The following is a 24,899-nucleotide window of genomic DNA, read 5'->3' as shown; positions in this document are numbered from 1 at the left end:
ATGTCCGCTGGTTTCTGCCATGTTTCGGAAGGGAAAGCCTGTCCGACTGCGGAAATGCGTGGAGTGGCGCTCGGCCGATTCCTCATTTGCGGGGCAACGGGTCTTTCCTTTCTGACATTGTCACTTGCCGCCGTATCGGATGCCGTCGCGGAAACATTGCTCTGGACAGGCCCCGACGGGGCTGAATGGTTCACCGACGCCGCCTGGGGGCCGTCGCACCGCGTGCCGAATGCGGGCGATGACGCGATGATCAACACCTATGGCCCGGTCATCACGATAGGCACCAACGCTGAAGTGCATCAATTGTCGATAGGCAATGCTCCGGGCGACGGCACACTGGTGGTGCAGGGCGGCTTGCAGACGAACTCGGTTATTCTCGGTGCTACCGGTGGCTCATCCGGCACCGCAAGTTTCATCGGCGCGAACTGGGCGAATGATGGTGACGTCTCCGTCGGCGGCAACGGAACGGGCAGCCTTCTTCTGCTGCACGGTACGACGGCATCGTCGGAAAATATCTATGTTGGCGAGAGCGGGACGGGAAGCGGCTCCCTCAAACTCGATAATTCGTCGACCCTGACCGTCGCCGACACTGTTTTTGCGGGTTACAACAGCTGGTCGTCATCCGCAGCGGGTGGTAGCGGCAATGTGGAGGTCCTTGGCGCCAGCTCGCTGTACAGTGCCAATGGCGTGCTGGCAAACGACCCCGATACCGTGGGAACAGCGTTGGTTTCCGGTGGAGGCAGCAGCTGGAACATGTCATCGGACCTGGTTGTTGGTGAGGCGGGCGTTGGCACGCTCACCATCACCGGTGGCGGTATGGTTATCAGCCAGACAACAACTGTAATCGCGGATCTGAATTCCGCAGACGGCAGTAGCGTGACAGTCAGCCGTTTGGGTTCCTCGCTGCAAAGCGATTCGCTCGTCGTCGGCAATGGTGGAGCTGCAAAGCTTGTGGTCGAAGCCGCGGCAACGGTCACCAGTGGCGAGGCCATTATCGGCCGCCATTCGGCAAGTGAGGCCACGGTGACGGGCGACGGCTCGAAATGGACGACCGGCGATTTGCAGGTCGGAGGCGACACCTCCGATCCGGGCGGCTTGGCCGGCAACGGCACGCTCAACGTCACGGCAGGCGGTTCCGTGGATAGCACTGTCGCGCACCTTGGCGTCGTCGCAGGCGCAACCGGCTCTGCCATCGTGGATGGAAAGGGGTCGGTCTGGACCGTGGACCGCAACAGTCTCGAGGTGGGGGTGAGTGGCGCAGGTTCGCTGGCGGTGACAGGCGGCGGCCTTGTCGACGCAGCGAATATCATCATCGGAACAAATACAGGCGGCAATGGCTCGGTCCGGGTATCGGGGGCAGACAGCACCGTGAAAAGCCGCTCCGATCTCAATGTCGGCCTTTACGGCAACGGTTCCATGACCGTCGAGGCCGGTGGCGCCGTTAAAAGCCGTGACGGTTATGTTGCCACCTATGGCGGGTCCACTTCCGCCGTGACGGTAACGGGCGACGGATCGAGCTGGGCGATGACCGGCACTTTTTTTGTCGGATACGCAAGCGGGGCCACGGGAAATGTGACGGTAAGCAACGGCGGCGCCATCAGGGCAACTGGGGTCACTCTCGGGGATCTTGCCGGCGCTTCCGGCACGATGACGATCACCGGAGCCGGTTCCAAGGTCACCGCTTACGTCGACAACGGCACCGTAAATTCCGGCTCTGTCGATGTCGGCTTTCAGGGCTCCGGAAGCTTGAGCGTTGTAAATGGCGGATCGCTTGATGCCTATAATCTTTATGTCGGCAATGCGTTGGGATCGAGTGGCGCGGTTCTGGTGAGCGGCGTGGGATCACATGTTTCCGTTGATGGTCTTATGGTCGTCGGAAATGCCGGAAACGGTTCCGTTGAGATAACGGGGGGCGCGTCGCTTGCTGCCCCCACCATCCTCATCGCCACGGAGGCGGGTTCGACGGGGGTGTTGAGTATCGGCGCAGGCTCCGGCCAAACGGCGCGGTCCGCCGGTGCGGTCGAGGCGCGTGCGATCGCCTTCGGCGCTGGGAACGGCAGTATCGTTTTTAATCATTCCGAGACGGGCTATACGCTATCCGCCGATATTTCAGGTGCGGGCAGGGTGGTTGCCGAGGCTGGCGTCACCACGCTTTCGGGCAATAACAGCTATTCCGGCGGAACCACCATTTCGGCCGGCATGCTGAAAGGAACAGCGAAAAGTTTCGGCTCTGGCGGCATCGTCAATAATGCTGAACTCGTCGTTGACGGTGGGGGCACGCTTTCCAATGCCATCAGCGGCACTGGCAGCTTCGAAAAGACCGGCGACGGCAATCTGCTCCTGACCGGAAACAGCACCTATTCCGGCGCAACCGCGGTTTCTGCTGGAAAGCTGAGCGTGAACGGTTCGCTTGCAAGCGCCGTCTCGGTCGGTAGCGGCGCGACGGTCGGCGGCACTGGCACCATTGGCGGTCTGACCGTCAATTCAGGCGGCACGCTAGCGCCCGGCAATTCCATCGGCACGCTGACGTCCACGGGTAATGCGACATTTGCAAGCGGCTCCACCTATGCGGTCGAAATCGATGCGGACGGCAGTTCCGACAGGCTTGCCGTGACCGGTACGATTACCATCGCAAACGATGTCAGCCTTATTGTCACGCCGCTTGGCGCCCATTCGGCCTACAGCCTTGGCACGCGATACACGATCCTGACGGCGACGGGCGGAGTGACGGGCACATTTTCAAGTGTTGACGAAAGTTTCGCCTATCTGACCGCAAAGGTCGCACAAAGTGGCGATGACGCTACCACCTATCTTTCTTTCCTCAGGACATCGCCCGATTCCGGCTTACTGGCCGCCGCGACATCGACTGCCAATGCGCGGGCAGCCGCCAATGCCGTCGAGGCGCTCGGGCAAACCTCGCCGCTCTATGAAGCGGCGCTCTTCTTGCAGCAGGGCGAAACGCAAGGGGCTTTCTCGCAGCTTGCCGGAGAAATCCATCCCTCGCTTGCCATGGCTTTGATCAATCGCAGCGGGCAAAGCCGGGATGTCATTCTCAACCGGCTGCGCAGTGCTTTCGAGGGCGTCGATGCGCGCCCAATCCTGCCGGTCGCTTATGCGGAAGGCGGTCAGAACCCTTTTGCAGTTGATGATGGCGCGCTTAGCTTCTGGTCCAGCGGTTTCCGGTCTCGCGGGCGTATCGATAGCGACGGCAATGGTTCATCCGTCGACATGAATGGCGGTGGCATCCTGTTCGGCCTGGATGGAGAACTCAGCGACAGCTGGCGCGCCGGGGTTGCTGCCGGTTATGGCCATGACGGTATCAAGCAGACCGCGCTTGCCGCCTCGGCCGATGTGGACAGCTATTATCTGGCCGCTTATGCGGGCACACAGATCGGCCCCGCTTCTTTGCGGCTCGGCGCAATCCATGCTTTTCAGGATGCCGAAACCCGCCGCTCGATTTCTTTCTCGACGCTGCAGGAGAGCCTTTCCGCAAGTTACGGTGGCTCCACCTCGCAGGTCTTTGCCGAAGCAGCCTGGCGTTTCGATTTCGATCTCACCCATATCGAGCCCTATGCCAATATCGCCTATGTGAATACACGCACGGACGGCTTCCAGGAGAAGGGTGCCATCGCCGCGGTTTCCTCCGGCTCTACACGATACGATCAACTTTACACGACGTTCGGTGCGCGGATCAGCCGCGATATCGCGCTTGAAGGCATGCTCGGCCGAGCGATGTTCGATCTGGCGTGGCGTCACAATTATGGCGATACGGCCATGGGCAGCAGCTTGTTCTACGAGGGTGGCGGTGTGTTTTCGGTTGCGAGCACTTCGAGCCCGCGCGATGCAGCGATATTGAACCTGGGGCTGAGCTATGATCTCACGCCATCGGCCACTTTGACATTCCGTTATGGTGCAGTTTTCGGGGCTGGCGTGCTGGATCAATCCGCTGCCGCCGAACTTGGAGTTCGTTTCTGATGGGACATAGCCAGATGCGAATCGTGAAAGCGGCGCTTGCGGTTTTTCTTTGCGCCGGTGGCACGGCAGGTGAGGCGGTTGCGCAGGAGGCGGAAACCGCAGCGCGCCTCCATGAGGTTCACGGAAGCTGGCAGCTTGCCTGTGCGGCTGCCGCAAAAAAAGACAGTGCCGATGCCGCGTCCTCAACAGGAGGAGAGACGAAACCACCTTGCGCCATCGCCCAGGTTCAGCTGGAGGAAAAAACCCGCAAGCTGGTCGTCTCCGTCGAGTTCCGGCTGGACGATGCCGCAACGCCGGACAGGCTTAACGGCACCATGGTTCTGCCTTTCGGTCTGGCCGTCACCAAGCTGTTTTCGGTGAAATCGGGAAATATGCGCTTGCAGGAAGTGCAGGTCAGCACATGCCTGCCGGTTGGCTGCATCGTGTCCTTCACGCCCTTCATCGAGCTCGTCTCGGCGCTGAAAGCGGAACAGACGCTCACCATCGAGGCGCCTGATCTGCAGGGCCGCATTGTGTCGTTCCAGCTGCAGGGCAAAGGTTTTCCCGAGGCGCTGAAACGCCTCGGGGAAGTGCGTTAGGCCGCCACGGAATCCGGTTCGGCCTTCCTACGCGGTTTTTGCTGTTCTGCATGGGGCTCAACGTTTTTCTTGCGGGAAAATAGCCCGGTGAGGAAGTGGCCGAACCGGTCCATTTCCACGAAGATCACGGGTGTGATGAACAGCGTCAGCAGTTGCGAGACGATGAGACCACCGACAACGGCGATGCCGAGCGGCTGGCGCAGTTCCGAACTTGCGCCGGAGCCGAGCGCGATGGGCAGTGCGCCCAGCAATGCGCAGAAGGTGGTCATCATGATCGGCCGGAACCGGCGCACGCAGGCTTCGTGAATGGCGATTGCGGGCGGTTCCGCCTTTTCGCGCATCAACTCCACCGCCACGTCGATCATCATGATCGCGTTTTTCTTCACGATACCGATCAGCATCAAAAGGCCGATGAGCGCGATGATCGAGAAATCCATGCCCATCACTTTCAGCGCCACAAGAGCGCCAAAGGCTGCGGCCGGCAGGCCGGAGAGGATGGTCAGCGGGTGGATGAAGCTTTCATAGAGCACGCCCAGCACCACATAGATGGTCAGCACTGCCGCCAGAATGAGGACGCCGGTATTGCCCTGGCTCTGCTGGAAGATCGCCGCCGTACCGCCATAGCTGGTGAACACATCCTGCGGCAGGCCGATCGTGGTCTTGATCTGGTCGATCCGGCTTGTGGCATCGGAAAGCGCCACGCCATCCGGCAGGTTGAAGGAGATGGTGGTGGAGACGAGCTGGCCCGTCTGGTTGATGGTAACCGGCGCCTGCGTACGGGTCAGCGAGGCGAAGTTGGAAAGTGGAACCAGAACTCCTGATTTCGCCGAAAGAATATTGATATCGCTGAGGAAATCGTCATTCCAGGATTTGGAGCTGTCGAATTCCACGATGACGTCGTAGCTATCGCCCGTCGACTGGATTTGTGCCGCGGTATAGCCGCCGAAGGACATTTCCAGTGTCTTGCGTAACTGGTCATTGGTGATGCCGAAGGCGGCCGCTTTTTCCGGATCGACGGAGATCGTCGCGGCAATCGCCCCGTTCTGGGCGTCGGTGGTGACGGCGGTGAATGTGTGGTCGCGGCGCATCGCCTCCATCAGCTTGTTCGACCATTCATTGGTCGTATCGGCATTCAAGCCCTGAACGACGAGCTGATATTGGCTGGCGGAACTGCGTCCGCCGAAACGCAGGCTCTGCTGCGGGTTGATATAGGTGCGAATGCCCGCCACTTTCGACGTGGCCTGACCCAGTTCGGTCAGCACCTGGCTTATCGGCGCGCGTTCTTCCTTTGGCTTCAATTCCACAAACATCGAACCGTTGTTCAGCGGATTGCGTGAATTGCCACCGACGATGGAAGTGACATGCACGACCGCCGGGTTCTTGCGGATCTGATCGGCGACCTGTGCCTGGAGATCCCGCATCGCCGTGTAGGAAATATCCTCACGCGCCTGTGTCGAGACAGAAAGGCGGCCGATATCTTCCTGCGGGAAGAAGCTGGAGGGCAGGGTTTCGAACAGGTAGACCGAGGCGGCGACCGAGGCGAGAAATGAGGCAAGCACGATGCGGCGATGGGAAAGGCACCAGCCGACGGCCTTGCCGTAGAGGCGAAGCGTGCGCTCGAAGCCGGCATCGAACCAGCGGATGATGGCCGGCGGCCGCGAGGAGTGGCCGGACAGGCGCGAAGCGAGCATCGGCGTTACTGTCAGTGAGACCAGCGCCGAGGCCATGATCGCCAGCGTGACGACCATACCGAACTCGTTGAAGAGCCTGCCGATCACGCCGCCCATCAACAGAATGGGAATGAAGACGGCCACCAGCGAGACGGACATGGACAGGATGGTGCCGCTGACTTCCGCCGCCCCCTGCAAGGCCGCCTCACGCATGGGCAGGCCTTTTTCATGCAGCCGCAGGATGTTCTCCAGCATGACGATGGCGTCATCCACCACCAGGCCCACCGATAGCGTCAGCCCGAGCAGCGAGATATTGTCGATGCTGTAGCCCAGAACATACATCATGCCGAAAGCGGTGATGAGTGACAGCGGCACGGCAAGGCCCGGAATGATGGTTGCCGTCAGGTGCCCGGTGAAAAGATAGATGACCGCAACCACCAGCCCGATGGTGAGGAACAGGGTGAACTGAACGTCAGAGATCGCATCCTTGATGGCGGTCGAAGCATCGTTCATGACGTGGATATTGACGGATGGCGGCAATTGCTGTTGCAGCGCCGGCAGCTTGGCCTTGATGGCATCAACCACTTCGACGGTATTGGCATCCGGCTGCCGCTGCACGGCAAGAATAATAGCCTGTTCGCCATCGAACCAGCTGCCGGCATTGGTATTGTCGATGCTGTCAGTGACATTGGCGATATCGCCGAGATGAATCGGCGCGCCATTATTCGTGGAGACGACCAGCGAGCGGAAGGCGGCCGCATTGGTCCGCTGGGTATCGGCCTCGATGGTCAAGCGCTGATTGTCGGTCTGCAAGGCACCCACGGGTACCTGATTGTTCGCCTGGGTGATGGCCGTTGTGACCGTATCAACACCGAGCCCTCTTGCCTGAAGCTGCGTTGGATCGAGACCAATGCGCACGGCATAGGTTTGCGCACCATAGATGCTCACCTGTGCGACGCCCGAAATGGTGGAGAGAAGCGGCGAGATGATGTTTTCGGCGATCTCATCCACCTTGCTGGTCGGCATTTCCTTGCTGTTGACGGCAAGCAGCAGCACCGGCGCATCGGCCGGATTGGTCTTGCGATAGCTTGGGGTTGTCGTCATGTTGCTCGGCAATTGCCGTTGGGCGCGCGAAATGGCGGCCTGAACATCGGCTGCTGCGGCGTCGATATCGCGGTTGAGATCGAACTGCAGCACGATCGAGCTGTTGCCGAGCGTGTTGGTGGCGCTGATTTCGCTGACGCCGGGAATGGTTTCGAACTGCTTGACCAGCGGTGTGGTGACCGATGTGGCCATGGTTTGCGGCGAGGCGCCCGAGAGCGACGAGGAGACGTTGATCGTCGGAAAATCCACCTTCGGCAGGGCAGCGACGGGCAGCAGGCGGAAGCCGGCAAGCCCGGCGAGCACAAGGCCGATGGCGAGAAGTGTGGTGGCGACGGGGCGGTTGATACAGAAATTTGGGATCATTGGCCGCCAACCTGTTCCTGCGGAATATTGGCGGCCACATTGGCAGCCGCACCGCCCTTGTCGGAAAATTGCTCGACCACCGTCTGGCCATCGGCAAGTTCGGACTGACCTTCAACGATGATATGTTCGCCGCCATTGAGGCCGCTTGTTATGGCGGTGAGGTCGCCATTCGAGCGGGCAACTTCCACCGATGTCATATGGGCATGGTGTTCGCTATCGACCGTATAGACGAAATTGCCCTTCGGCCCGGGCCGCACGGCGACAGTCGGCACCACGATCATTTCATCGTCCGAGACGAAGTGGGCGGTGACGTTCACTGACTGGCCGGGCCACAAAAGACCGCGGTCATTCTTGAACTCCGCTTTTGCCAGCACGGTGCCCGAGGTCTGGTCCACCGCATTGTCGTAAAAACGCAGGACGCCGCGCATGGGCTCGCCCCCCGTCGCCGCCGGATCGACATCAACGGCGGTTTCTTTTGTCACGCCTTCACGCAATTGCGGCAGGTAGCGCTGGGAAAGCCGGAAACTGACCGAGATCGGATCATATTTGGTAATCGTCACGATATTGACGCCGGCACTGAGGTAGGCGCCGGGGCTGACGGTGATATCGCCGAGCCGCCCGTCGAATGGGGCACGGATTTCCATATGTTCGAGCGTCACCTGATCTGAGGCGAGCGTTGCCTTGTCGGCATCGATCTTGGCGCTGGCGCCGTCGCGCGCTGCCCTGGCCTGATCCAGTACCTGTTGCGATTCCGCGCTCTGCTTGACCAGATTGGTGGCACGCTGGAAGGCGGCCTCGGTCTGCTCCAGCGTCGCCTGGTCGGCGGCGATATTGGCCTTGTCCTTGTCGACGGCGGCACGGGCGATGCGGTCATCCAACTTGAGGATCAGATCGCCCGCCTTGATATGCTGGCCGTCCTTCGCGCTAATTTCCGTGACGAGACCGGCCTGAAGCGGGGCGATATTGGTGATATCGGCCGCAACTGCCCATCCCGTCGCCGTTGCATCCATCGGCAGCGTCGCCTTGGCGACGGCGATGGTGCTGACCGTGGGCGGCGCGCCATTGCGACGTCCGCCGCCCTGTCTTTGTCCCGACTGCCGGGCCGGCTGGCCGTTTTGGGAGGATTGCGCTGCAGTTTCGGCGCCGGGCTGCGGAGACGCGCTGGAAAATTGTTTGAGATAGGGAATTTGATCGAGCGGCAGGCGATCCCTAAAATACCAGGTACCGGCGGCTGCAATGGCAAGAACGCTAAGGGCGGTCCAGAAACGTTTCATCTGACGATTCCGCGTAATGAGAGTACATGTTTCCCGAACATGTGCGGCAAGCCTTGGGAGCAGCTTTCCCCCACAAGACACCCAATGCGCTGCGAAATCACCTTAAACTTTTGTAATGGCGGCGACAATGCCACGGCTGCATCGCCTTGCCACGCAGGGGCTCGAGCACTTTCGGGCAAGGTTGCCCGGTCATCGTCAGGTTCGGCCAATGAAAAAAGCCGCCTCGTTTCCGGGGCGGCTTTGATGGGGCGTCGGGATGCCGAGTATCAGAAAGCCCGGATGGCGTTGCGTGTCGTCAGCACGTCCTCTGCAACATTGCCCGTCGTTGCCGGAACGGAGCCGACGAGATCCAGGAACTTGTAAAGTTCGGTGGCCTGCGAATTGGTGACGTAGATGATGTCGCGATCCTGCATCGGGAACTTCGTTGTGGCGAAGAAGGTCGACGGATCGCGCAGATTGGCGCGGAAGATGACCGGAATTTCTTGCCCCGGGAATTTCGACGTATCGATGCCGAGTTTCACGAGAAGATCACGTTTCACGGTACGATAGATATAGACCTGCGCGGGGTCTGCGCGGGAATCGAGCAGGCCGCCGGCTTTGCCGAGCGCATCCGAAAGCTTGAGGCTGGCGTCCTCGAACTCGAAACGTCCGTTCAGGCCGGAAGCGCCGAAGGCGAGATAGGTGCGGCGCTCACGCTCCACCATGATTGTGTCGCCGGGAACCACATAGATGTTTTCCGACGGGGTGCTGACGAGGTGGTTGTAGTTGATGCGCGCAGTCTTGCCGCGGCGGATCAGTGTGACGTAGGATTCGATATTCGGCGCGCTCAAGCCTTTGGCATAGGAGATGACGTCGAGAACGCGGTCTCCCGCTTCCGAAAGCTGAACCTTTGTCGGCTCCTTGACGTCGCCCAGCACCGATGCCTGTGCGGAGCGGCTGGAAATCTTGGTGATGAGAACCTGCGGTTCGATGGCGCGGTTGGCGAGCCGCTCCTCGATTTCGGTCTGCACATTCTCGACATTGCGGCCGGTGGCGCGAATCTTGCCGGCATAGGGAACGCTGATATTCCCCTCACGGTCCACCGTCTGGTTCGGCAGGCTGATGAAGTTGCCGGGACGGCTGCCGGCCTCGCTTGGAATGAACAGGCCACCTGCCTGGCTTTCAAAGATCGCCACCTGCACCACGTCGCCGACACCCATCGGCAGTGCCGGCACGCCACCCTTGCCGCCGCCGAAGCTGCCGAGCAAGGTCGTATTGGTGGTATCTCCCACGTAATTGAGAACGGCGCTGTTGACGTCGATCAGGGCGTAATCGACGCCTGCGGTCTTGTGTTTGTCCTTGGACGCAAATTTTACGGAAGCGTTGGATTCGATCGTCGCCGCGTCAGGGCCGGAGGCCGCAGTGACCGTGCAACCCGAAAGTGCTGCAGAGGCAAGCAGGATCGAAACATTCAATAAACGCATTTGGTCCTCAAAATAAATTCCGTCCGAAAAAGTGAAAATAGTCCGGACACCGTATAAGTTATTAAAAATAAGCACTTCTTACATGACACCGGTAAAGGAAATCCCAACCGGCATTACATCCCTTCAGCGGAATCGCATTCGAAGATGTTTAATTCCCCCAATCAGGCATATGCCTAATTTAAGGCGATGCTTCAAGTTCTTCATTGCTCAACCGCCCCGGAAAAATCCGGATCAGGCGCGATATTCAAATTCCCCGACGGTATCAGTATTGTTGCTCTTCAATATTCAGTTATCGTCATAATCTCTTTGATTGCTGCATCGCGCTAGTGCAGTTTTGTCACGCTTGCGCGGTTTCTTTTTCGGTTGACGTGAGTGACGTCTAATCAATTGTTTTGTAAAAGACTTTTACATTCAAGGCGGACCAAGCTGAGTACTTGGCGGTGATGATGAGCTTTGGCGTGGACGGGAAATCCGGTTCAGGCCCGCTCAGCCAGGGCGAAATTCACCGTATCTGCGAATTCCCTCAGGAATCGCTCGCGCGAGAAGCGGGCGGCATTGTCGACGCAGGCACTCTTGTCGAAACGGTCGGAATTGTCGACGAATTCCTGGACCGCGGCACAGATCGCCTCCGGTGTCTGCTCGCCGAAATAGAGGCCGGTCGGCTGGTTTGAGGCGCCGAGTGGAATGACGGTTTCCAGTACGCCGCCCTTGCCATAGGCGATGACTGGGGTGCCCAGCGCCTGCGACTCGACGGGAACGATGCCGAAATCATCTTCAGCGGCAAAAACGAATGCCTTGGCTTCCGCCATGTATTTGTGAAGCTCCTCATTGCCGACAAAACCGAGAATTTCGACATTAGGCGTGGCGATGTCGCGGATGCGTTTCATGTCCGGCCCGTCGCCGATCACGACAAGCCGTTTATCGGGCATCTTCGCAAAGGCCTCCACGATCAGGTGCACTTTCTTGTAGGGCACCAGCCGTGAGGCGGTGACGAAATAATCGCCTTTCCTGTCGGAAGGGGAAAGATGCGCGGTATCGACCGGCGGGTAGATCACCGTGGAATCGCGCCCATAACATTTGCGCACGCGGCTGCGGATGAATTTGGAATTCACCGTCATCAGATCGACGCCATGGGTGGTGCGGATATCCCACATGCGAATGTAGTGAAGAATGGCGCGCGCAATCCACGAGGCGAAGCCGCGATTGAGCCGGGTTTCCTTGAGATATTGATGCTGGAGATCCCAGGCGTAGCGAATGGGGCTGTGGATGTAGGAGACGTGAAACTGGCCGGGACCGGTGATGACGCCCTTGGCGACCGCATAGCTGGAGGAGATGACGAGGTCATAACCGCTAAGATCGAACTGCTCGATGGCGAGCGGCATAAACGGCAGATAGGAGCGATATTTCTTCCGGGCGAAGGGCAGCTTCTGGATGAAGGAGGTGTTGACGGGACGCCCGCCGAGAAAGCCCCGGTCGCGCTCGCTCATGAAATCGACGAGGCAATAAAGGTCCGCGTGAGGATAAATTTCGAGAAGGTTGTGAAGCACTTTCTCGGCCCCACCGCGGTCGGTGAGCCAGTCATGCACGATTGCCGTCTTCATAATTTCCTCAATAATTTCAACGTAATAAAAATTTATTGTCCGCTTTGAACAAGCTCGGCGGTATCGAATATTAGGTCTGTCTGCAGCCCTTGAAAACACGGCTGCGGGAAGGCGAATAAGGTAAAGATAAATAAGAATGGGCGGTTATGTCTGTCCTAGTCCGATCTTCAATAACACTTCCTTCGCAAATGCGAAACAACCAAGCTGCGTAATTCTCCGCCGGCGTTTCCCTCGCGAATGCGTGCAGCAATATCCTCCCTGCCGGCTAGCTCCTTTTTGTTCCCCCGAAAAATCCTGTTTCCAGTTTGCCGATACCGGAAATCCGTCATCGCGCCGCAAGGTCATTGACAAGGCATCTTATCGAGATATTCTGTTATAAAGATGTATATAACATAATAATGGAACATCGAGTTGGAACAAAGAGCTGGGAGCTTGACCATGAGACGTAAAATTGCATTTCTCGCCACCGCCGCGCTGTTGCTGGCGCCGGGTGTGATGACGGCTGCGGAGAAGGGCGGCGTCATCAACGTCGCGACGATCGGCGAGCCGCCGACACTCGACCCGATGGCCTCGACCGCCGATCTGGTCGGCATCGTCACGCAGCATATTTTCGAGACGCTCTACACCTTCGACAAGGGCTGGAAGGTGACGCCTCTTCTGGCCGAAAGCCTGCCTGAGATCAGTGCGGATGGCAAAACCTACACCATCAAGCTGCGCCAGGGCATCAAGTTCCATGACGGCAGCGACATGACCTCGGAAGACGTCGTCGCCTCGCTCGGCCGGTGGATGAAGATCGCATCGCGCGGCAAGCAGGCCGCCGGTTTTATCGACAATATTTCTGCACCCGATGCCGGAACGGTGACGATTACCCTTAAGCAGCCCTATGCGCCGCTGACCTCGCTGCTGGCTTTCAACAATTCGGCAGCCATCATCCTGCCGGCTGAAAAGCAGGCGGAGCCGATGGCCGAATTTGTCGGCACCGGCCCCTATATGCTGAAGGAACGCAAGGCGGACCAATATATCCAGCTCGTGCGTTTTGATGGCTACAAGTCCCGTGATGGCGAAAGCGACGGTTATGGTGGTGCGCGCCATCAATATCTCGACGAAATCCGCTTCGTTCCGGTGCCCGATCCCAATACCCGCGTCGAGGCGGCCGTCTCAGGTCAATATGATTACGTCGATTCCATTCCGGTGGAGTCCTTCGAAAAGGTGAAGTCCTCGTCAGCCTCGCAGCCCATGATGCTGAAGCCATTCGGTTTCCCGGTCTTCGTGTTCAACACCAAGGAGGGGCTTGCTTCCAAGCTTGAGGTTCGCAAGGCCGTAACCGAAGCGCTGAACATGGAGGACATGCTGGCCGCCGCTTTCGGCAGCACCGATTTCTACGCCCTTGACGGCGCCTATTATCCCGACAATTTCTCCTGGCACACGGAAGAGGGCGTCGACGGCAATTATAATGTCGGCAACCCGGAGGCAGCAGCCGAAAAGCTGAAGGCTGCCGGTTATAATGGCGAGCCGTTGCGCATCCTCACCAGCCGCCAATACGAGTTCCATTACAAAATGGCGCAGGTGGCGGCGGAATATCTGAAGCTTGCCGGCTTCAAGGTGGATATGCAGGTGGTGGACTGGGCAACGCTGACGCAGCGCCGCGCCGATCCGAAGCTCTGGGACATTTATATCAGCCACAGCCCCTTCCTGCCGGAACCGGCGCTGATGGGAGCGCTGTCCACCAGCTCGCCGGGCTGGTGGGATACGCCGGCACGCAAGGCGGCAGTTGACGCCTTCACGTCGGAAGCCGATCCGGAAAAGCGCCTTGCGCTGTGGGCCAATGTGCAAAAAACGATCTATGCCGAGCTGCCGCTCATCAAGATCGGCGACTTCAACGCCGCGGCGGCTAAATCCAACAAGCTGGAAGGCGTCGATCCGGCTCCCTGGCCTTATTTCTGGAATGCTTCGGTCACGAAATAAGACTGGTTGGCAATCGGGCGCCGGGCTTTGCATCCGGCGCTCTTTCATGCCGGACCTGTGAGCCCGCTTCGCCTCCGCCCTCATTCCTGTGCTTGTCACGGGAATCCAGCCGACGCGCGTCTGCACGGCGAGAGGAGTCCTTTCAGCCCAAGGACTTGGGGCTGGCTAGATTCCTGTGACAAGCACAGGAATGAGGGTGGGGTATAAGGAGGACGTGCGAAGAGAACGTTCGATTTTACTACTGCGAGTGCCGGAATTGCCGGCACCCTCGAGAACTCGGTTCAACCGTCGCCTGGTCGCGGCAATCACGCGCTTCGGAGCTTTCATACGTGATACGCTATATTTTCCAAAGACTTGCGGGAATGATCGTGGTGATGTTCCTCGTCGTCACCATCGTTTTCGTTATCCTGCGCGTCACCCCCGGTGATCCGGCCGCCGTGATGCTGGGGCCGGATGCCACGGCGCAGGATATTGCCGAGCTTCGCACCCGGCTTGGTCTCGACCAGTCGCTCGGGGTGCAATATGTCTATTATATCGGCCAATTGCTGAAGGGTGATCTCGGCCAGTCGATCTTTCTTAACATGCCGGTCGGCTCGGCGCTTCTCGACCGGGCGGAACCGACCTTCTTCCTGACGATTTTTTCGCTGCTGATTGCCGGTGTCATCGCGCTCCCCATCGGTATCTATGCTGCTTACCGTCGCGGTTCCTTCGTGGACCAGGCCGCGACCACCATCGCGATGCTGGCAGCGAGCATTCCGAGCTTCTGGCTCGGCCTCATTCTCATGCAGTTCTTCGCCGTGCGGCTCGATCTGTTCCCGGTGTCGGGTTATGGCGGGCCCGGTGCGAGCTTCCTTGAGCGCATGTATCACCTGACCCTTCCGGCGATTGCGCTCGGCCTCGTTTCTTCCGCCCTCATTCTACGCTTCACCCGCGCCTCGATGCTGGATGTTCTGGGTGACGACTATGTTCGCACCGCCAGAGCCAAGGGCGTCAAAGAGCGCCGCGTGGTGATGAAACATGCGCTCAAAAATGCGCTCATCCCCATCCTCACCGTGCTTGGCCTCACCGCCGCCGTGCTGATTTCCGGCGCGGTCGTCACGGAGACCGTCTTCGGCCTGCCGGGTGTCGGCAATCTCGTCGTGTCCGCCGTGCTCCGGCGTGATTATCCGGTCATTCAGGGCGCGCTTCTCGTCATCGCCGGGCTTTACGTCCTCATCAATTTTGCAATCGACATGCTTTATTTGCTGGTCGATCCGAGGGTTCGTTACTGATGGCCGATATCACCTCCACCGCCCCTCCGACGCGCAACCCGACCATCCTGTTCATTCGGCGTCTCCTGAAACGCAGGACTGTCGCCGCTGGTCTTATCGTGCTGCTCGTCTTCGTGCTGCTTGCCGTTTTCGCGCCGATGATTGCGCCTTACTCGCCGTCGAAACTGTCGATCGTCAACCGCCTGAAGCCGCCGAGCGAACTCTACTGGTTCGGCACCGACGAATTCGGTCGCGACGTGTTTTCCCGCACCATCTATGCCGGCAGACTGTCGCTTCTCGTGGGGGCCGCCGTTGTGGCGCTATCGTCCATTATCGGCATCACGCTCGGCCTGCTCGCCGGTTTCTTCCAGAAGCTGGATACGCCGATTGCCCGCCTGATCGACGCAATGATGGCCTTTCCGGATATTCTGCTGGCCATCGCGCTGGTGGCGGCACTCGGTCCGTCGCTGACGACTGTCATCATCGCGCTCGCCGTGGTTTATTCGCCTCGCCTTGCCCGCATCGTGCGCGCCTCGACACTGGTGATTCGTGAGTTGCCCTATGTGGAAGCGGCCAGGGCGCTCGGCATCTCCACCTTCCACATCATGACGCGGCATGTCCTGCGCAATCTGGTCTCGCCGATCCTCGTGCAATGCACCTTCCTTTTCGCCAGTGCCATGCTGGCCGAGGCCGGCCTGTCGTTTCTGGGGCTCGGTGTCAGCCCTGAAATTCCAACCTGGGGAACCATGATCTCCGCTGGTCGCCAATATATCGGTCAGGCTGACTGGATGACCTATTTCCCCGGCTTTGCCATCATTCTTTCCGTGCTGTCGCTGCAAATGGTCGGCGACGGGCTGCGGGACATGCTCGACCCAAGACTGCGAAGGGATTTGTAAGATGACATCAGGTGAACAGGCAAAAACGCCTCTTCAAGCTCCCATTCTTCTCACCAATGTCAAACCTGTCGGTTTCGGAAAGGGGGCGTCCCAATCCTCGACCGATATTCTGATCGGCGGCGACGGCAAGATCGCCGCGGTAGGTTCTGCCCTGCAGGCGCCTGCGGATACGCAGCGCATTGATGCCAAAGGCGCCTTCATTTCACCCGGCTGGGTCGATCTGCATGTGCATATCTGGCATGGCGGCACCGATATTTCCATCCGCCCCTCCGAATGCGGGGCGGAACGCGGCGTCACGACGCTGGTGGATGCCGGCTCGGCGGGGGAGGCGAATTTCCATGGTTTCCGCGAATATATCATCGAACCTTCGAGAGAGCGCATCAAGGCTTTCCTCAATCTCGGTTCCATCGGCCTCGTCGCCTGCAACCGCGTGCCGGAACTGCGCGACATCAAGGATATCGACCTCGATCGTATCCTCGAATGTTACGCCGAAAACAGCGAACATATTGTCGGCCTGAAGGTGCGGGCGAGCCATGTCATCACCGGTTCCTGGGGTGTGACGCCGGTGAAGCTCGGCAAGAAGATCGCCAAGATCCTCAAAGTGCCGATGATGGTGCATGTGGGCGAACCGCCCGCACTTTATGACGAGGTGCTGGAAATCCTCGGTCCCGGGGATGTCGTGACCCATTGCTTCAACGGCAAGTCGGGCTCCAGCATCATGGAAGACGAGGACCTGTTCAACCTTGCCGAACGCTGCGCGGGTGAAGGCATCCGGCTGGATATCGGCCATGGCGGCGCATCCTTCTCCTTCAAGGTGGCGGAGGCGGCGATTGCGCGCGGCCTGTTGCCGTTCTCGATCTCGACGGATTTGCACGGCCATTCGATGAATTTCCCGGTCTGGGACCTGGCGACGACCATGTCGAAGCTGCTGTCGGTTGATATGCCTTTCGAAAACGTCGTCGAGGCAGTCACCCGCAATCCGGCCTCCGTCATCCGCCTTGACATGGAAAACCGCCTCGATGTCGGCCAGCGGGCGGATTTTACGGTTTTCGATCTTGTCGATGCCGATCTGGAAGCCACGGATTCCAATGGTGACGTGTCGCGTCTGAAGCGCCTGTTCGAGCCGCGTTACGCGGTCATCGGTGCGGAAGCCATAGCCGCCAGCCGTTACATTCCAAGGGCGCGCAAGTTGGTGCGCCATAGCCATGGTTATTCCTGGCGCTGAACCCGACTGGAATGGCGCAGGGTCTGCCCTGCGCCTTCCGCAGACAAGGCGGGATACCCATCCCGGCATTATGAGGAATTCGCGTGAAACAGTCTTTGCTTGATGCTGAAGGGCACCTTTCGCCCTATGACCGGCTCGCTGCGCTCGGCATCTCTCTGCCGCCGCCGCCGCCGCCGATTGCCAATTTCGTCACCCATGTGGTGGAAGGCAACATGCTCTATCTTTCGGGGCAGGGGCCGCGGGAAGAAAACGGCCATCTTTACGCCGGCAAGGTTGGCGCGGAAATCGGGCTGGAAGAGGCCTATAATCATGCGCGCCTCACCGGCATCAACCTGCTTGCTGTCATGCATGAGGCGCTGGGGGACCTGTCGCGGGTGAAGAAGGTGGTCAAGCTGCTCGGCATGGTCAATGCCGTCAGCGATTTCCGCGATCATCCGAGCGTCATCAACGGCTGCTCCGATCTGTTCATCGACGTGTTCGGCGATGCGGGGCAGCATGCCCGCTCCGCCGTGGGTTTTGGCTCGCTGCCGGGCAACATTACCGTTGAAATCGAAGCCATCGTCGCGCTGAAGGGTTGAGGCTATTTAATGGTTGCGCCAGCCCATCAGCTTTTCGATCCGTTCCGCCGAGACCCTGACCTGTTCGGTATAGTGGTTTTCGTCCGCCAGCACCTTCTGTTCCGGCAGCACGATGGAAATCGTCGCGACGCATTCACCGTTGATGTCGCAGATCGGCGAGGCGATGCAGGCGACGGCGTAATCGGATTCGGCGACCTGTATCGACAGGCGGTCATGAAAAGCGGCCGCCGCCGATTGCGACAGGGTCTCGGGATTGATTTCCGCACGGCCCGTGGGCGAGGAGCGGGCGCAACGCCTGAAAAGTTCGAGGCGTTCGGTTTCCGGCAGATGACCGACGAGCAGGCGGCCGGATGCCGTCCAGTTCAGCGGAACACGGGTGCCGACGCGGGACGCAACCTGAAAGTGGCTGGGTCCATCGGCCATCGCCAGCACAAGCATATGATCACCATCGCGTCCGCAAAGCTGCACGGTTTCGCCGGCATGGCGGCACAGATCATGCATTTCATGGGTGGCGACACCCATGAAATCCAGCGAGCGCGCATAGGCGAGGCCATAGTGGTAAAGCCGTGCGCCAAGCCAGATGTTGCCGTCGGCGTTGCGCGCCAGCATGGTCTTCTCGACGAGATCGTCGACGATCACATAGACGGTGGAAAGCGGCGCCTTGATGGCCTTGGCAATCGCGTAAGCGCCGGCTGGCGATCCGGTTTCGTAAAGGTAGTCAATCACCTGCAGCGCACGGTCGATGCCGCTGACGCGCGAGCGCTTGGCCGCCTTCACGTCCGGGTTTTCCGCTGTGTCGGAAAGGGCGGTTGAAGCTATTTCGTCCAGTCGATGGGCGTCCAAATTCCGGCTCCTCATGCATTTTGAGAAGCTATTACATTATTATGGCATATATGTCGATGCCCATCGCATCGCAAAGACAGGAGAAAGACATGACCGAGGATATCAGAAGCAGGATCGGCCTTCGCCCGGTCATCAACGTCTCGGGCACAATGACGTCGCTCGGTGCTTCCATCGTCGTCCCCGAGGCGGTCGAGGCCATGGCGGCGATCCTTCCGCAATTCGTGGAGATCAACGATCTGCAGCGCAAGGCGAGCGCGATCATCGCGAGGCTGACGGGCGGCGAGGCCGGCTTCGTCACGGCGTCCTGCTCGTCCGGCATCAGCCTTGCTGTGGCGGGTGCGATTACCGGCAATAATCTGCTCGCCATCGAAAAATTGCCCGATATCGCGCCTGAAAAGAACGAGGTTCTGGTCCAGATGGGCCATGTGGTGAGCTACGGCGCGCCGGTGGATCAGGCGATCCGGCTCGGCGGTGGCAAGGTGGTGCTGGTCGGGCAGGCGACATCAACCCATCGCTACCACATGGAAAACGCCATCACTGAAAAAACCGCGGCAGCGGTCTATGTGGTCTCGCATCATGTGGTCGATTATGGGTTGCTGCATCTGTCCGAATTCGTCGAAATCGCCCATGCGAAGGGCGTGCCTGTCATCGTCGATGCGGCCTCCGAATATGATCTGGAGTTGTTTCTGGCGACGGGCGCGGATGTGGTGCTCTATTCCGGCCACAAGTTCCTTGGCGGCCCCACGTCCGGCATCGTCGCCGGAAGCAAGGAACTGGTGCGGCATGCCTTTCTGCAGAACATGGGCATCGGCCGCGGCATGAAGGTCGGCAAGGAAAGCATCTATGGCGTGATGGCGGCGCTGGAAGCCTGGGAAAAACGCGACCATGCCGGCATTCGCGAGCGCGAAACCGGCTATCTCAATCTCTGGAAAAAGACGCTGGACGGACGCCCGGGCGTGACGGCGCTGATCGAGCCCGACCCGACCAACAATCCGCTCGACCGCATGCGTGTCATCATCGATGCCGACGAAGCGCATATCACCGCCTGGGACCTGACGACGGCGCTGGCCAGAGGCAATCCGCCGATCATCACCCGCGATCACGAGGTCGAGCATCGCTATTTCTATCTCGACCCCTGCAACCTGCATCCCGGTCAGGAAACCATCGTGGCTTCCCGGCTGGCCGAGGAGCTGGACAAGGCACGCGCCTCCAACGAGATGATTGCGACACCGTTCGAAGACCGCAGCCGCCACCGCTTCGACGGCATGCTGTGCTGGCCGGACTGAGTAAGCGAGCGGGTGCCGCGAGCATTGCAACGACAATAAAGAGAAGGGAACGATCATGACCATGCCGCAGGCAGCACCGCTTGGTGCCGAAGATGCCGTGCTTTCCGTCCGCAATCTCACCACGTCCTTTCACGTGGATGGCGGCTGGAAACCGGTGGTGCGTGATATTTCCTTCGATGTCGGGCCGGGCGAGACCGTCGCGATCGTCGGTGAAAGCGGTTCGGGCAAGAGCGTGACGTCGCTCTCCATCATGCGGCTGCTGGATCGGGAAAGCAGCAGGGTTCAGGGTGAGATCTTGCTCGGCGGTCGCAACCTGCTGTCCCTTTCCGAAGACGCCATGCGGCGGGTCAGGGGTAACGAGGTCGCCATGATCTTTCAGGAGCCGATGACCAGCCTCAATCCGCTGTTCACCATCGGTGACCAGATTTCCGAAGCTCTGCTCTGCCACCAGCCAATGTCGAAAGCAGAGGCAAGAGCGGAGACGGTCCGCCTTCTTGAAAAGGTACGAATCCCTTCCGCTGCGTCCCGTTTCGATGAATATCCGCACCGCTTTTCCGGTGGCATGCGCCAACGCGTGATGATCGCCATGGCGCTTGCCTCAAAACCAAAGTTGTTGATCGCAGACGAACCGACGACTGCACTTGACGTCACGATCCAGGGCCAGATTCTCGACCTTATCAAGACGCTTCAGGAAGAGGAGGGCACCTCCGTCCTGTTCATCACCCATGATATGGGCGTGGTGGCCGAAATCGCCGACCGCACCGTCGTCATGTATCGCGGCGAGCAGGTGGAGGTCGGCGCGACGGCCGATATCTTCCATCGCGGCAAACACCCCTATACCCGTGCGCTTCTGTCCGCAGTTCCGGTTCTGGGGTCGATGAAGGGTGAAGAAAGGCCGCTCCGCTTCCCCATCGTCAACACCGCGACGGGGGAAACGCAGGAACCGGTTCGTCCGGCCGATACCGTCGATGCCAGCGCCCAGCCGGTGCTGAAGGTGGAGGGGCTGACCAAGCGTTTCGACATTCACTCCGGCCTGTTGGGACGGCTCAGCGGCCGGGTCCATGCGGTGGAGAATGTGTCGTTCGATCTCAGGGCCGGCGAAACATTGTCATTGGTCGGTGAAAGTGGCTGCGGCAAGTCCACCACCGGTCGCGCCATCATGCGGCTGATCGAGCCGGATGCCGGTTCTGTGGTGGTCAATGGCGAGAATATTCTTACCCTCGACAAATCAGGCATGCGCGAGATGCGCAAGACGGTGCAGATGATCTTTCAGGATCCTTTCGCCTCGCTCAATCCGCGTATGACGGTGGGGGCTGCGATTGCCGAACCTTTTCTGGAGCATCGCATGGGCAGCGCTCGCGAGGCGAAGGAGGTGGTCGCCGACATGCTGAACAAGGTCGGCCTCTCCCCTGATATGGCGGCGCGTTACCCGCACGAATTTTCCGGCGGCCAGCGTCAGCGCATCTGCATTGCCCGCGCGCTGGCATTGCAGCCGAAGGTCATCGTTGCCGATGAAAGCGTGTCGGCGCTTGACGTGTCGATCAAGGCGCAGGTCATCAACCTGATGCTGGATCTGCAGCAGAGCCTTGATCTCGCCTTCCTGTTCATTTCCCATGACATGGCGGTGGTGGAACGCGTGAGCCATCGCGTGGCGGTGATGTATCTCGGCGAGATCGTCGAAATCGGCCCGCGCGCTGATGTCTTCGACAATCCGCAGCATGATTACACCCGCAAGTTGATGGCCGCAGTGCCGGTGCCGGACCCGGACCGCCGGAATACGCGGCGTGGTGCGGCGAATGATGAGCTGAAAAGCCCGATCCGTCCGGTGGATTACACAGCCAATCCGCGGGCGTATCGCGAGGTTTCACCCGGCCACCTCGTGGCGCTCTGACTGCTGCCCCGTTTTCCCGGAGCGCGGCGCTTTACACCGGGGAACATTCTTCTATACCGCTTCTGGCCGCGTGACACCGATCACGCGCGGAAGGCGGATCATGGCGGTAGCGGAAAAGCAGAGGCGCAAAGGCTTCGAGACGGCGGCAGCGGTGATGCTGTCGCGCTTCGATGCCGTGCTCGGCGCGGTGGCCGCGTTGATCCTTGCGGCCCTTCTCTTGGTGGTGCTGATCAATGTCACCCTGCGATATCTGTTCCACACCGGCTTCATCGGCGCGGAAGATCTAGGCATATGGCTCAATGTGGCGATGATCGCCGTTGGCGCACCGCTCAGCCTCAAAAGCGCATTGGCGATGCGGCTTGATGTCTTCGTGCGCTTCCTGCCGCCGCGGTTTCATGCCGCCACTGAAATTCTCGCCGATGCCTTCTCCTTTGTTGCGGCGCTCATCCTCGCTTTGGGTGGGGTGGAGATCGCGGCGATGCTGGGTGGTACTTCGCCGACGCTCGGCCTGCCGGAATGGGTGCGTTTCGGTTTTCTTGGCGCAGGCGGCGCGCTTATCTTTGTCTATCTGACGCTTCAGCGTTTCAGCGAAGGCAAGACATTCGCCGTTCTGCTGTCCATGACCATCGCACTTGTGGCCTATGTCGGACTGCCGCAAATATTCGTTGATACGACCCTGCCGCCCAGCCTGTTTCTGGCGCTGACGGCGGCGGTGGGACTGGTTCTGGCGGCACCGCTCGCTCACGCTTTTCTTGCTGCCGCTTATGTGGCGATTGCCTTTGGCAGCACCTTGCCCGAGCCGGCGATCGTTTCCTCGACCGTAACGGGCATGTCGAAATTCCTGCTGCTCGCCATCCCCTTCTTCCTGCTGGCCGGAAGCCTGCTGACAATATCGGGTGTCGCCAACCAGCTCGTCCGTTTCGCCGCTTCCGTGGTCGGCCACCGCCGGGCGGGTCTGGCGCAGACGACGCTTTTGACCAGCGTGCTGTTTTCCGGCGCGTCCGGTTCATCGGTCGCCAACGCCGCCTTCGGCGCGTCCACCTTTCAGCCGGAACTCGTCAAACACGGCTATCCGCCGGCGCAGGCGGGCGCGATTATTGCCGCGACATCCGTGCTCGACAATGTCATTCCGCCGTCCATCGCTTTCCTGATCCTCGCCACGGCCACCAATCTTTCGGTGGGCTCGCTGCTGGTCGGCGGCTTTTTCGCCGGTGGGCTGATGGCGGTCTGCCTCGGCGTGGCGATCCATTTGAGCGTGCGCAGCGTCGATACCCTGCCACGCGCCACCGGGGCAGAGCGATGGCGCTCGGCCATCGCGGCCATACCGGCCTTCGGCCTCGGCGTCATCGTGGTGGTTGGCATCCGTATCGGCATCGTCACAACCACGGAAGCGGCGGCCCTTGCGGCGCTCTATACGCTGCTCCTTGGCTTCGGTTACCGGCTGGGCGTGGGCCGCATTTTCGCGACCTTCCGGCAATCGGCTGGGGAGGCGGCAGCAATTGGTCTTCTGATCGGCACCGCCGGTCCTTTCGCCTTTCTGCTGGCAGTGGACAATGTCTCCGGCCTCGTCACGGATTTTGTCACTGTGCTTGGCGGCAGCAAGATCACCGTATTGCTGCTCTCCAATCTCATCCTGCTCGCGGTCGGTCTGGTGCTGGATATCGGCGCGGCGATCCTGCTCTTCGGGCCCATCCTGCTGCCCGCCGCCGTGGCGGCCGGCATCGATCCCATTCATTTCGGTGTCATTCTGGTGGTTAATCTGATGATCCACGGCCTGACACCGCCGCTCGGCATGCTCATTTTCGTGGTCAGCGGCGTGACCCGTGTTCCGGCGGCAGCACTTTTCCGGGCGGTCATTCCCTATCTCGTCTCGCTGCTCGTTGCCCTCGCCATTTTATGCCTATGGGCCATATTGTTTTAAGTCAGAGGTTTTTGTCATGACCATTATCGATCGCCGTCATCTCCTCAAACTCTCCGCTCTCGGTGCCGCGACGCTTGCCGCACCGGCCCTGATGCGCCCGGCGCAGGCCAGGACCCGCCGCCTCACGGTCGCATCGCTATTTGCCGACGACAAGCCCGAGACGAAGATCTGGGTGAAGATCAGCGAGCTGGTGGAGGCGAAATTGCCCGGCCGTTTCCACTTCAACATCGTCAAGAGCGGGGCCCTGGGCGGCGAAAAGGAGGTGGCAGAAAACATCCGCCTCGGATCGGTTCAGGCGAGCCTCTCCACCGTCTCTTCCCTGTCCGGCTGGGTGCCGGAACTGCAGATCCTCGATCTGCCCTTCTTGTTTCGAGATAGTGAACATGTGCGCAAGGTGGTGACGGGTGAGACCGGCGAAGAACTGAAGACAAAGCTTGCCGCACAGCAATTCGTCGCCGCCGATTTCATCAATTACGGCGCACGTCATCTTCTGGCCAAGGAGCCTGTGACCCGGCCGGAACAGTTGAAGGGCAAGAAAATCCGCGTCATTCAGAGCCCGCTGCACACCAAATTGTGGAGCGCCTTCGGCATGACACCGGTCGGCATTCCGATCACCGAAACCTATAATGCGCTGGCGACCGGGGTGGCCGACGCCATGGACCTCACCAAATCGGCCTATGCCGGTTTCAAGCTTTACGAGGTCGTGCCTTATCTGACCGAGACCGGCCATATCTGGGCCACGGGCGTTGTTTATTACGGTGCAGCCTTCTGGAACCAGCTGGACGATGAGGAAAAGAAGGTCTTCTTGGAAGCCTCCAGCGAAGGTGCCCGTTATTTCAACCAGTTGATCGTGGAAGATGAAGTAAAGTCCGTCGACCTCGCGCTCTCGAAGGGTGGCAAGGTGCTGCAGCCGGAAATGCTGGATGAATGGCGCAAGGGCGCGCAGGGCGTCTGGCAGGATTTTGCCGGAATTGTCGGCGGTCTCGAAAAGATCGAAGCGATCCAGTCTATCTGAG

Annotated in this window: 16 protein-coding genes; 11 read left to right on the top strand and 5 right to left on the bottom strand. The window is 59.8% G+C overall.

Annotated features, from left to right (window positions below):
* Entirely contained in the window at positions 1-3,975 is a 3,975-nt protein-coding gene (locus ATU_RS15130) for an autotransporter domain-containing protein (protein WP_035257407.1), read from the top strand.
* Positions 3,975-4,553, top strand: coding sequence for an invasion associated locus B family protein (locus ATU_RS15125; RefSeq protein WP_010972903.1), 579 nt, complete (start codon positions 3,975-3,977; stop codon positions 4,551-4,553). The genes ATU_RS15130 and ATU_RS15125 overlap by 1 nt, the downstream gene beginning before the upstream one ends.
* On the opposite strand, the gene ATU_RS15120 is transcribed toward ATU_RS15125, so the two are convergent.
* From ATU_RS15120 to ATU_RS15105, 4 genes are all read right to left on the bottom strand, one after another.
* Complete coding sequence (locus ATU_RS15120; protein WP_010972902.1) at positions 4,550-7,690, bottom strand: efflux RND transporter permease subunit; 3,141 nt, start codon at positions 7,688-7,690, stop codon at positions 4,550-4,552. The genes ATU_RS15125 and ATU_RS15120 overlap by 4 nt on opposite strands.
* Positions 7,687-8,964, bottom strand: a complete 1,278-nt coding sequence (locus ATU_RS15115) for an efflux RND transporter periplasmic adaptor subunit (RefSeq protein ID WP_010972901.1) — start codon at positions 8,962-8,964, stop codon at positions 7,687-7,689. Before ATU_RS15115 ends, ATU_RS15120 begins: the two co-directional genes overlap by 4 nt.
* A gap of 266 nt (positions 8,965-9,230) precedes the next feature.
* Complete coding sequence (locus ATU_RS15110; RefSeq protein WP_006314859.1) at positions 9,231-10,427, bottom strand: polysaccharide biosynthesis/export family protein; 1,197 nt, start codon at positions 10,425-10,427, stop codon at positions 9,231-9,233.
* Between the two features lie 476 nt (positions 10,428-10,903).
* Complete coding sequence (locus ATU_RS15105; protein ID WP_010972900.1) at positions 10,904-12,028, bottom strand: glycosyltransferase family 4 protein; 1,125 nt, start codon at positions 12,026-12,028, stop codon at positions 10,904-10,906.
* A 438-nt stretch (positions 12,029-12,466) separates the two neighbouring features.
* On the opposite strand from ATU_RS15105, the gene ATU_RS15100 reads away from it, so the two are divergent.
* The 5 genes from ATU_RS15100 to ATU_RS15080 all read left to right on the top strand — a co-directional run bounded on the left by ATU_RS15100 (position 12,467) and on the right by ATU_RS15080 (position 17,942).
* Positions 12,467-13,993: an ABC transporter substrate-binding protein gene (locus ATU_RS15100; protein WP_010972898.1), complete on the top strand. Its 1,527-nt coding sequence runs from the start codon at positions 12,467-12,469 to the stop codon at positions 13,991-13,993.
* 329 nt (positions 13,994-14,322) lie between these two features.
* A complete protein-coding gene (locus ATU_RS15095) occupies positions 14,323-15,264 on the top strand; it encodes an ABC transporter permease (protein ID WP_006314856.1) in 942 nt (313 codons plus the stop codon).
* A complete protein-coding gene (locus ATU_RS15090) occupies positions 15,264-16,139 on the top strand; it encodes an ABC transporter permease (RefSeq protein ID WP_006314855.1) in 876 nt (291 codons plus the stop codon). The genes ATU_RS15095 and ATU_RS15090 overlap by 1 nt, the downstream gene beginning before the upstream one ends.
* A gap of 1 nt (position 16,140) precedes the next feature.
* Positions 16,141-17,364 carry an amidohydrolase/deacetylase family metallohydrolase gene (locus ATU_RS15085; RefSeq protein ID WP_010972896.1) on the top strand — a complete coding sequence of 408 codons (1,224 nt, stop codon included), beginning with the start codon at positions 16,141-16,143 and terminating at the stop codon, positions 17,362-17,364.
* Positions 17,365-17,447: 83 nt separating this feature from the next.
* A complete protein-coding gene (locus ATU_RS15080) occupies positions 17,448-17,942 on the top strand; it encodes a RidA family protein (protein WP_006314849.1) in 495 nt (164 codons plus the stop codon).
* A gap of 6 nt (positions 17,943-17,948) precedes the next feature.
* On the opposite strand, the gene ATU_RS15075 is transcribed toward ATU_RS15080, so the two are convergent.
* Positions 17,949-18,785 carry an IclR family transcriptional regulator gene (locus tag ATU_RS15075; RefSeq protein ID WP_035257411.1) on the bottom strand — a complete coding sequence of 279 codons (837 nt, stop codon included), beginning with the start codon at positions 18,783-18,785 and terminating at the stop codon, positions 17,949-17,951.
* An 89-nt stretch (positions 18,786-18,874) separates the two neighbouring features.
* Between ATU_RS15075 and ATU_RS15070 the strand changes: the two genes are divergently transcribed.
* The 4 genes from ATU_RS15070 (at position 18,875) to ATU_RS15055 (ending at position 24,898) form a co-directional block, all read left to right on the top strand.
* Positions 18,875-20,071, top strand: a complete 1,197-nt coding sequence (locus tag ATU_RS15070) for an aminotransferase class V-fold PLP-dependent enzyme (RefSeq protein WP_010972893.1) — start codon at positions 18,875-18,877, stop codon at positions 20,069-20,071.
* Between the two features lie 55 nt (positions 20,072-20,126).
* The gene (locus tag ATU_RS15065) at positions 20,127-21,962 is read left to right on the top strand and encodes an ABC transporter ATP-binding protein (RefSeq protein WP_010972892.1); all 1,836 of its coding nucleotides are present in this window, start codon (positions 20,127-20,129) and stop codon (positions 21,960-21,962) included.
* Positions 21,963-22,062: 100 nt separating this feature from the next.
* A complete protein-coding gene (locus ATU_RS15060; RefSeq protein ID WP_010972891.1) occupies positions 22,063-23,883 on the top strand; it encodes a TRAP transporter large permease in 1,821 nt (606 codons plus the stop codon).
* Positions 23,884-23,899: 16 nt separating this feature from the next.
* Positions 23,900-24,898 (top strand): TRAP transporter substrate-binding protein, encoded by a 999-nt coding sequence (locus ATU_RS15055; RefSeq protein WP_010972890.1) that lies wholly within the window; start codon positions 23,900-23,902, stop codon positions 24,896-24,898.
* The last annotated feature ends 1 nt before the right edge of the window (position 24,899 follow it).

This window comes from Agrobacterium fabrum str. C58, assembly GCF_000092025.1.
GTDB classification, from domain to species: domain Bacteria; phylum Pseudomonadota; class Alphaproteobacteria; order Rhizobiales; family Rhizobiaceae; genus Agrobacterium; species Agrobacterium fabrum.
Note: the sequence above shows the minus strand (reverse complement) of the source record. Positions and strands in the feature narration are given on the sequence as shown.

What these genes read in the sequence shown, in the direction of transcription:
- ATU_RS15115 (WP_010972901.1), bottom strand. Translation starts at nt 8,964, where the DNA reads ATGAAACGTTTCTGGACCGCCCTTAGCGTTCTTGCCATTGCAGCCGCC.
- ATU_RS15065 (WP_010972892.1), top strand. Translation starts at nt 20,127, where the DNA reads ATGACCATGCCGCAGGCAGCACCGCTTGGTGCCGAAGATGCCGTGCTT.
- ATU_RS15100 (WP_010972898.1), top strand. Translation starts at nt 12,467, where the DNA reads ATGAGACGTAAAATTGCATTTCTCGCCACCGCCGCGCTGTTGCTGGCG.
- ATU_RS15070 (WP_010972893.1), top strand. Translation starts at nt 18,875, where the DNA reads ATGACCGAGGATATCAGAAGCAGGATCGGCCTTCGCCCGGTCATCAAC.
- ATU_RS15110 (WP_006314859.1), bottom strand. Translation starts at nt 10,427, where the DNA reads ATGCGTTTATTGAATGTTTCGATCCTGCTTGCCTCTGCAGCACTTTCG.
- ATU_RS15090 (WP_006314855.1), top strand. Translation starts at nt 15,264, where the DNA reads ATGGCCGATATCACCTCCACCGCCCCTCCGACGCGCAACCCGACCATC.
- ATU_RS15085 (WP_010972896.1), top strand. Translation starts at nt 16,141, where the DNA reads ATGACATCAGGTGAACAGGCAAAAACGCCTCTTCAAGCTCCCATTCTT.
- ATU_RS15105 (WP_010972900.1), bottom strand. Translation starts at nt 12,028, where the DNA reads ATGAAGACGGCAATCGTGCATGACTGGCTCACCGACCGCGGTGGGGCC.
- ATU_RS15125 (WP_010972903.1), top strand. Translation starts at nt 3,975, where the DNA reads ATGGGACATAGCCAGATGCGAATCGTGAAAGCGGCGCTTGCGGTTTTT.
- ATU_RS15055 (WP_010972890.1), top strand. Translation starts at nt 23,900, where the DNA reads ATGACCATTATCGATCGCCGTCATCTCCTCAAACTCTCCGCTCTCGGT.
- ATU_RS15120 (WP_010972902.1), bottom strand. Translation starts at nt 7,690, where the DNA reads ATGATCCCAAATTTCTGTATCAACCGCCCCGTCGCCACCACACTTCTC.
- ATU_RS15060 (WP_010972891.1), top strand. Translation starts at nt 22,063, where the DNA reads ATGGCGGTAGCGGAAAAGCAGAGGCGCAAAGGCTTCGAGACGGCGGCA.
- ATU_RS15130 (WP_035257407.1), top strand. Translation starts at nt 1, where the DNA reads ATGTCCGCTGGTTTCTGCCATGTTTCGGAAGGGAAAGCCTGTCCGACT.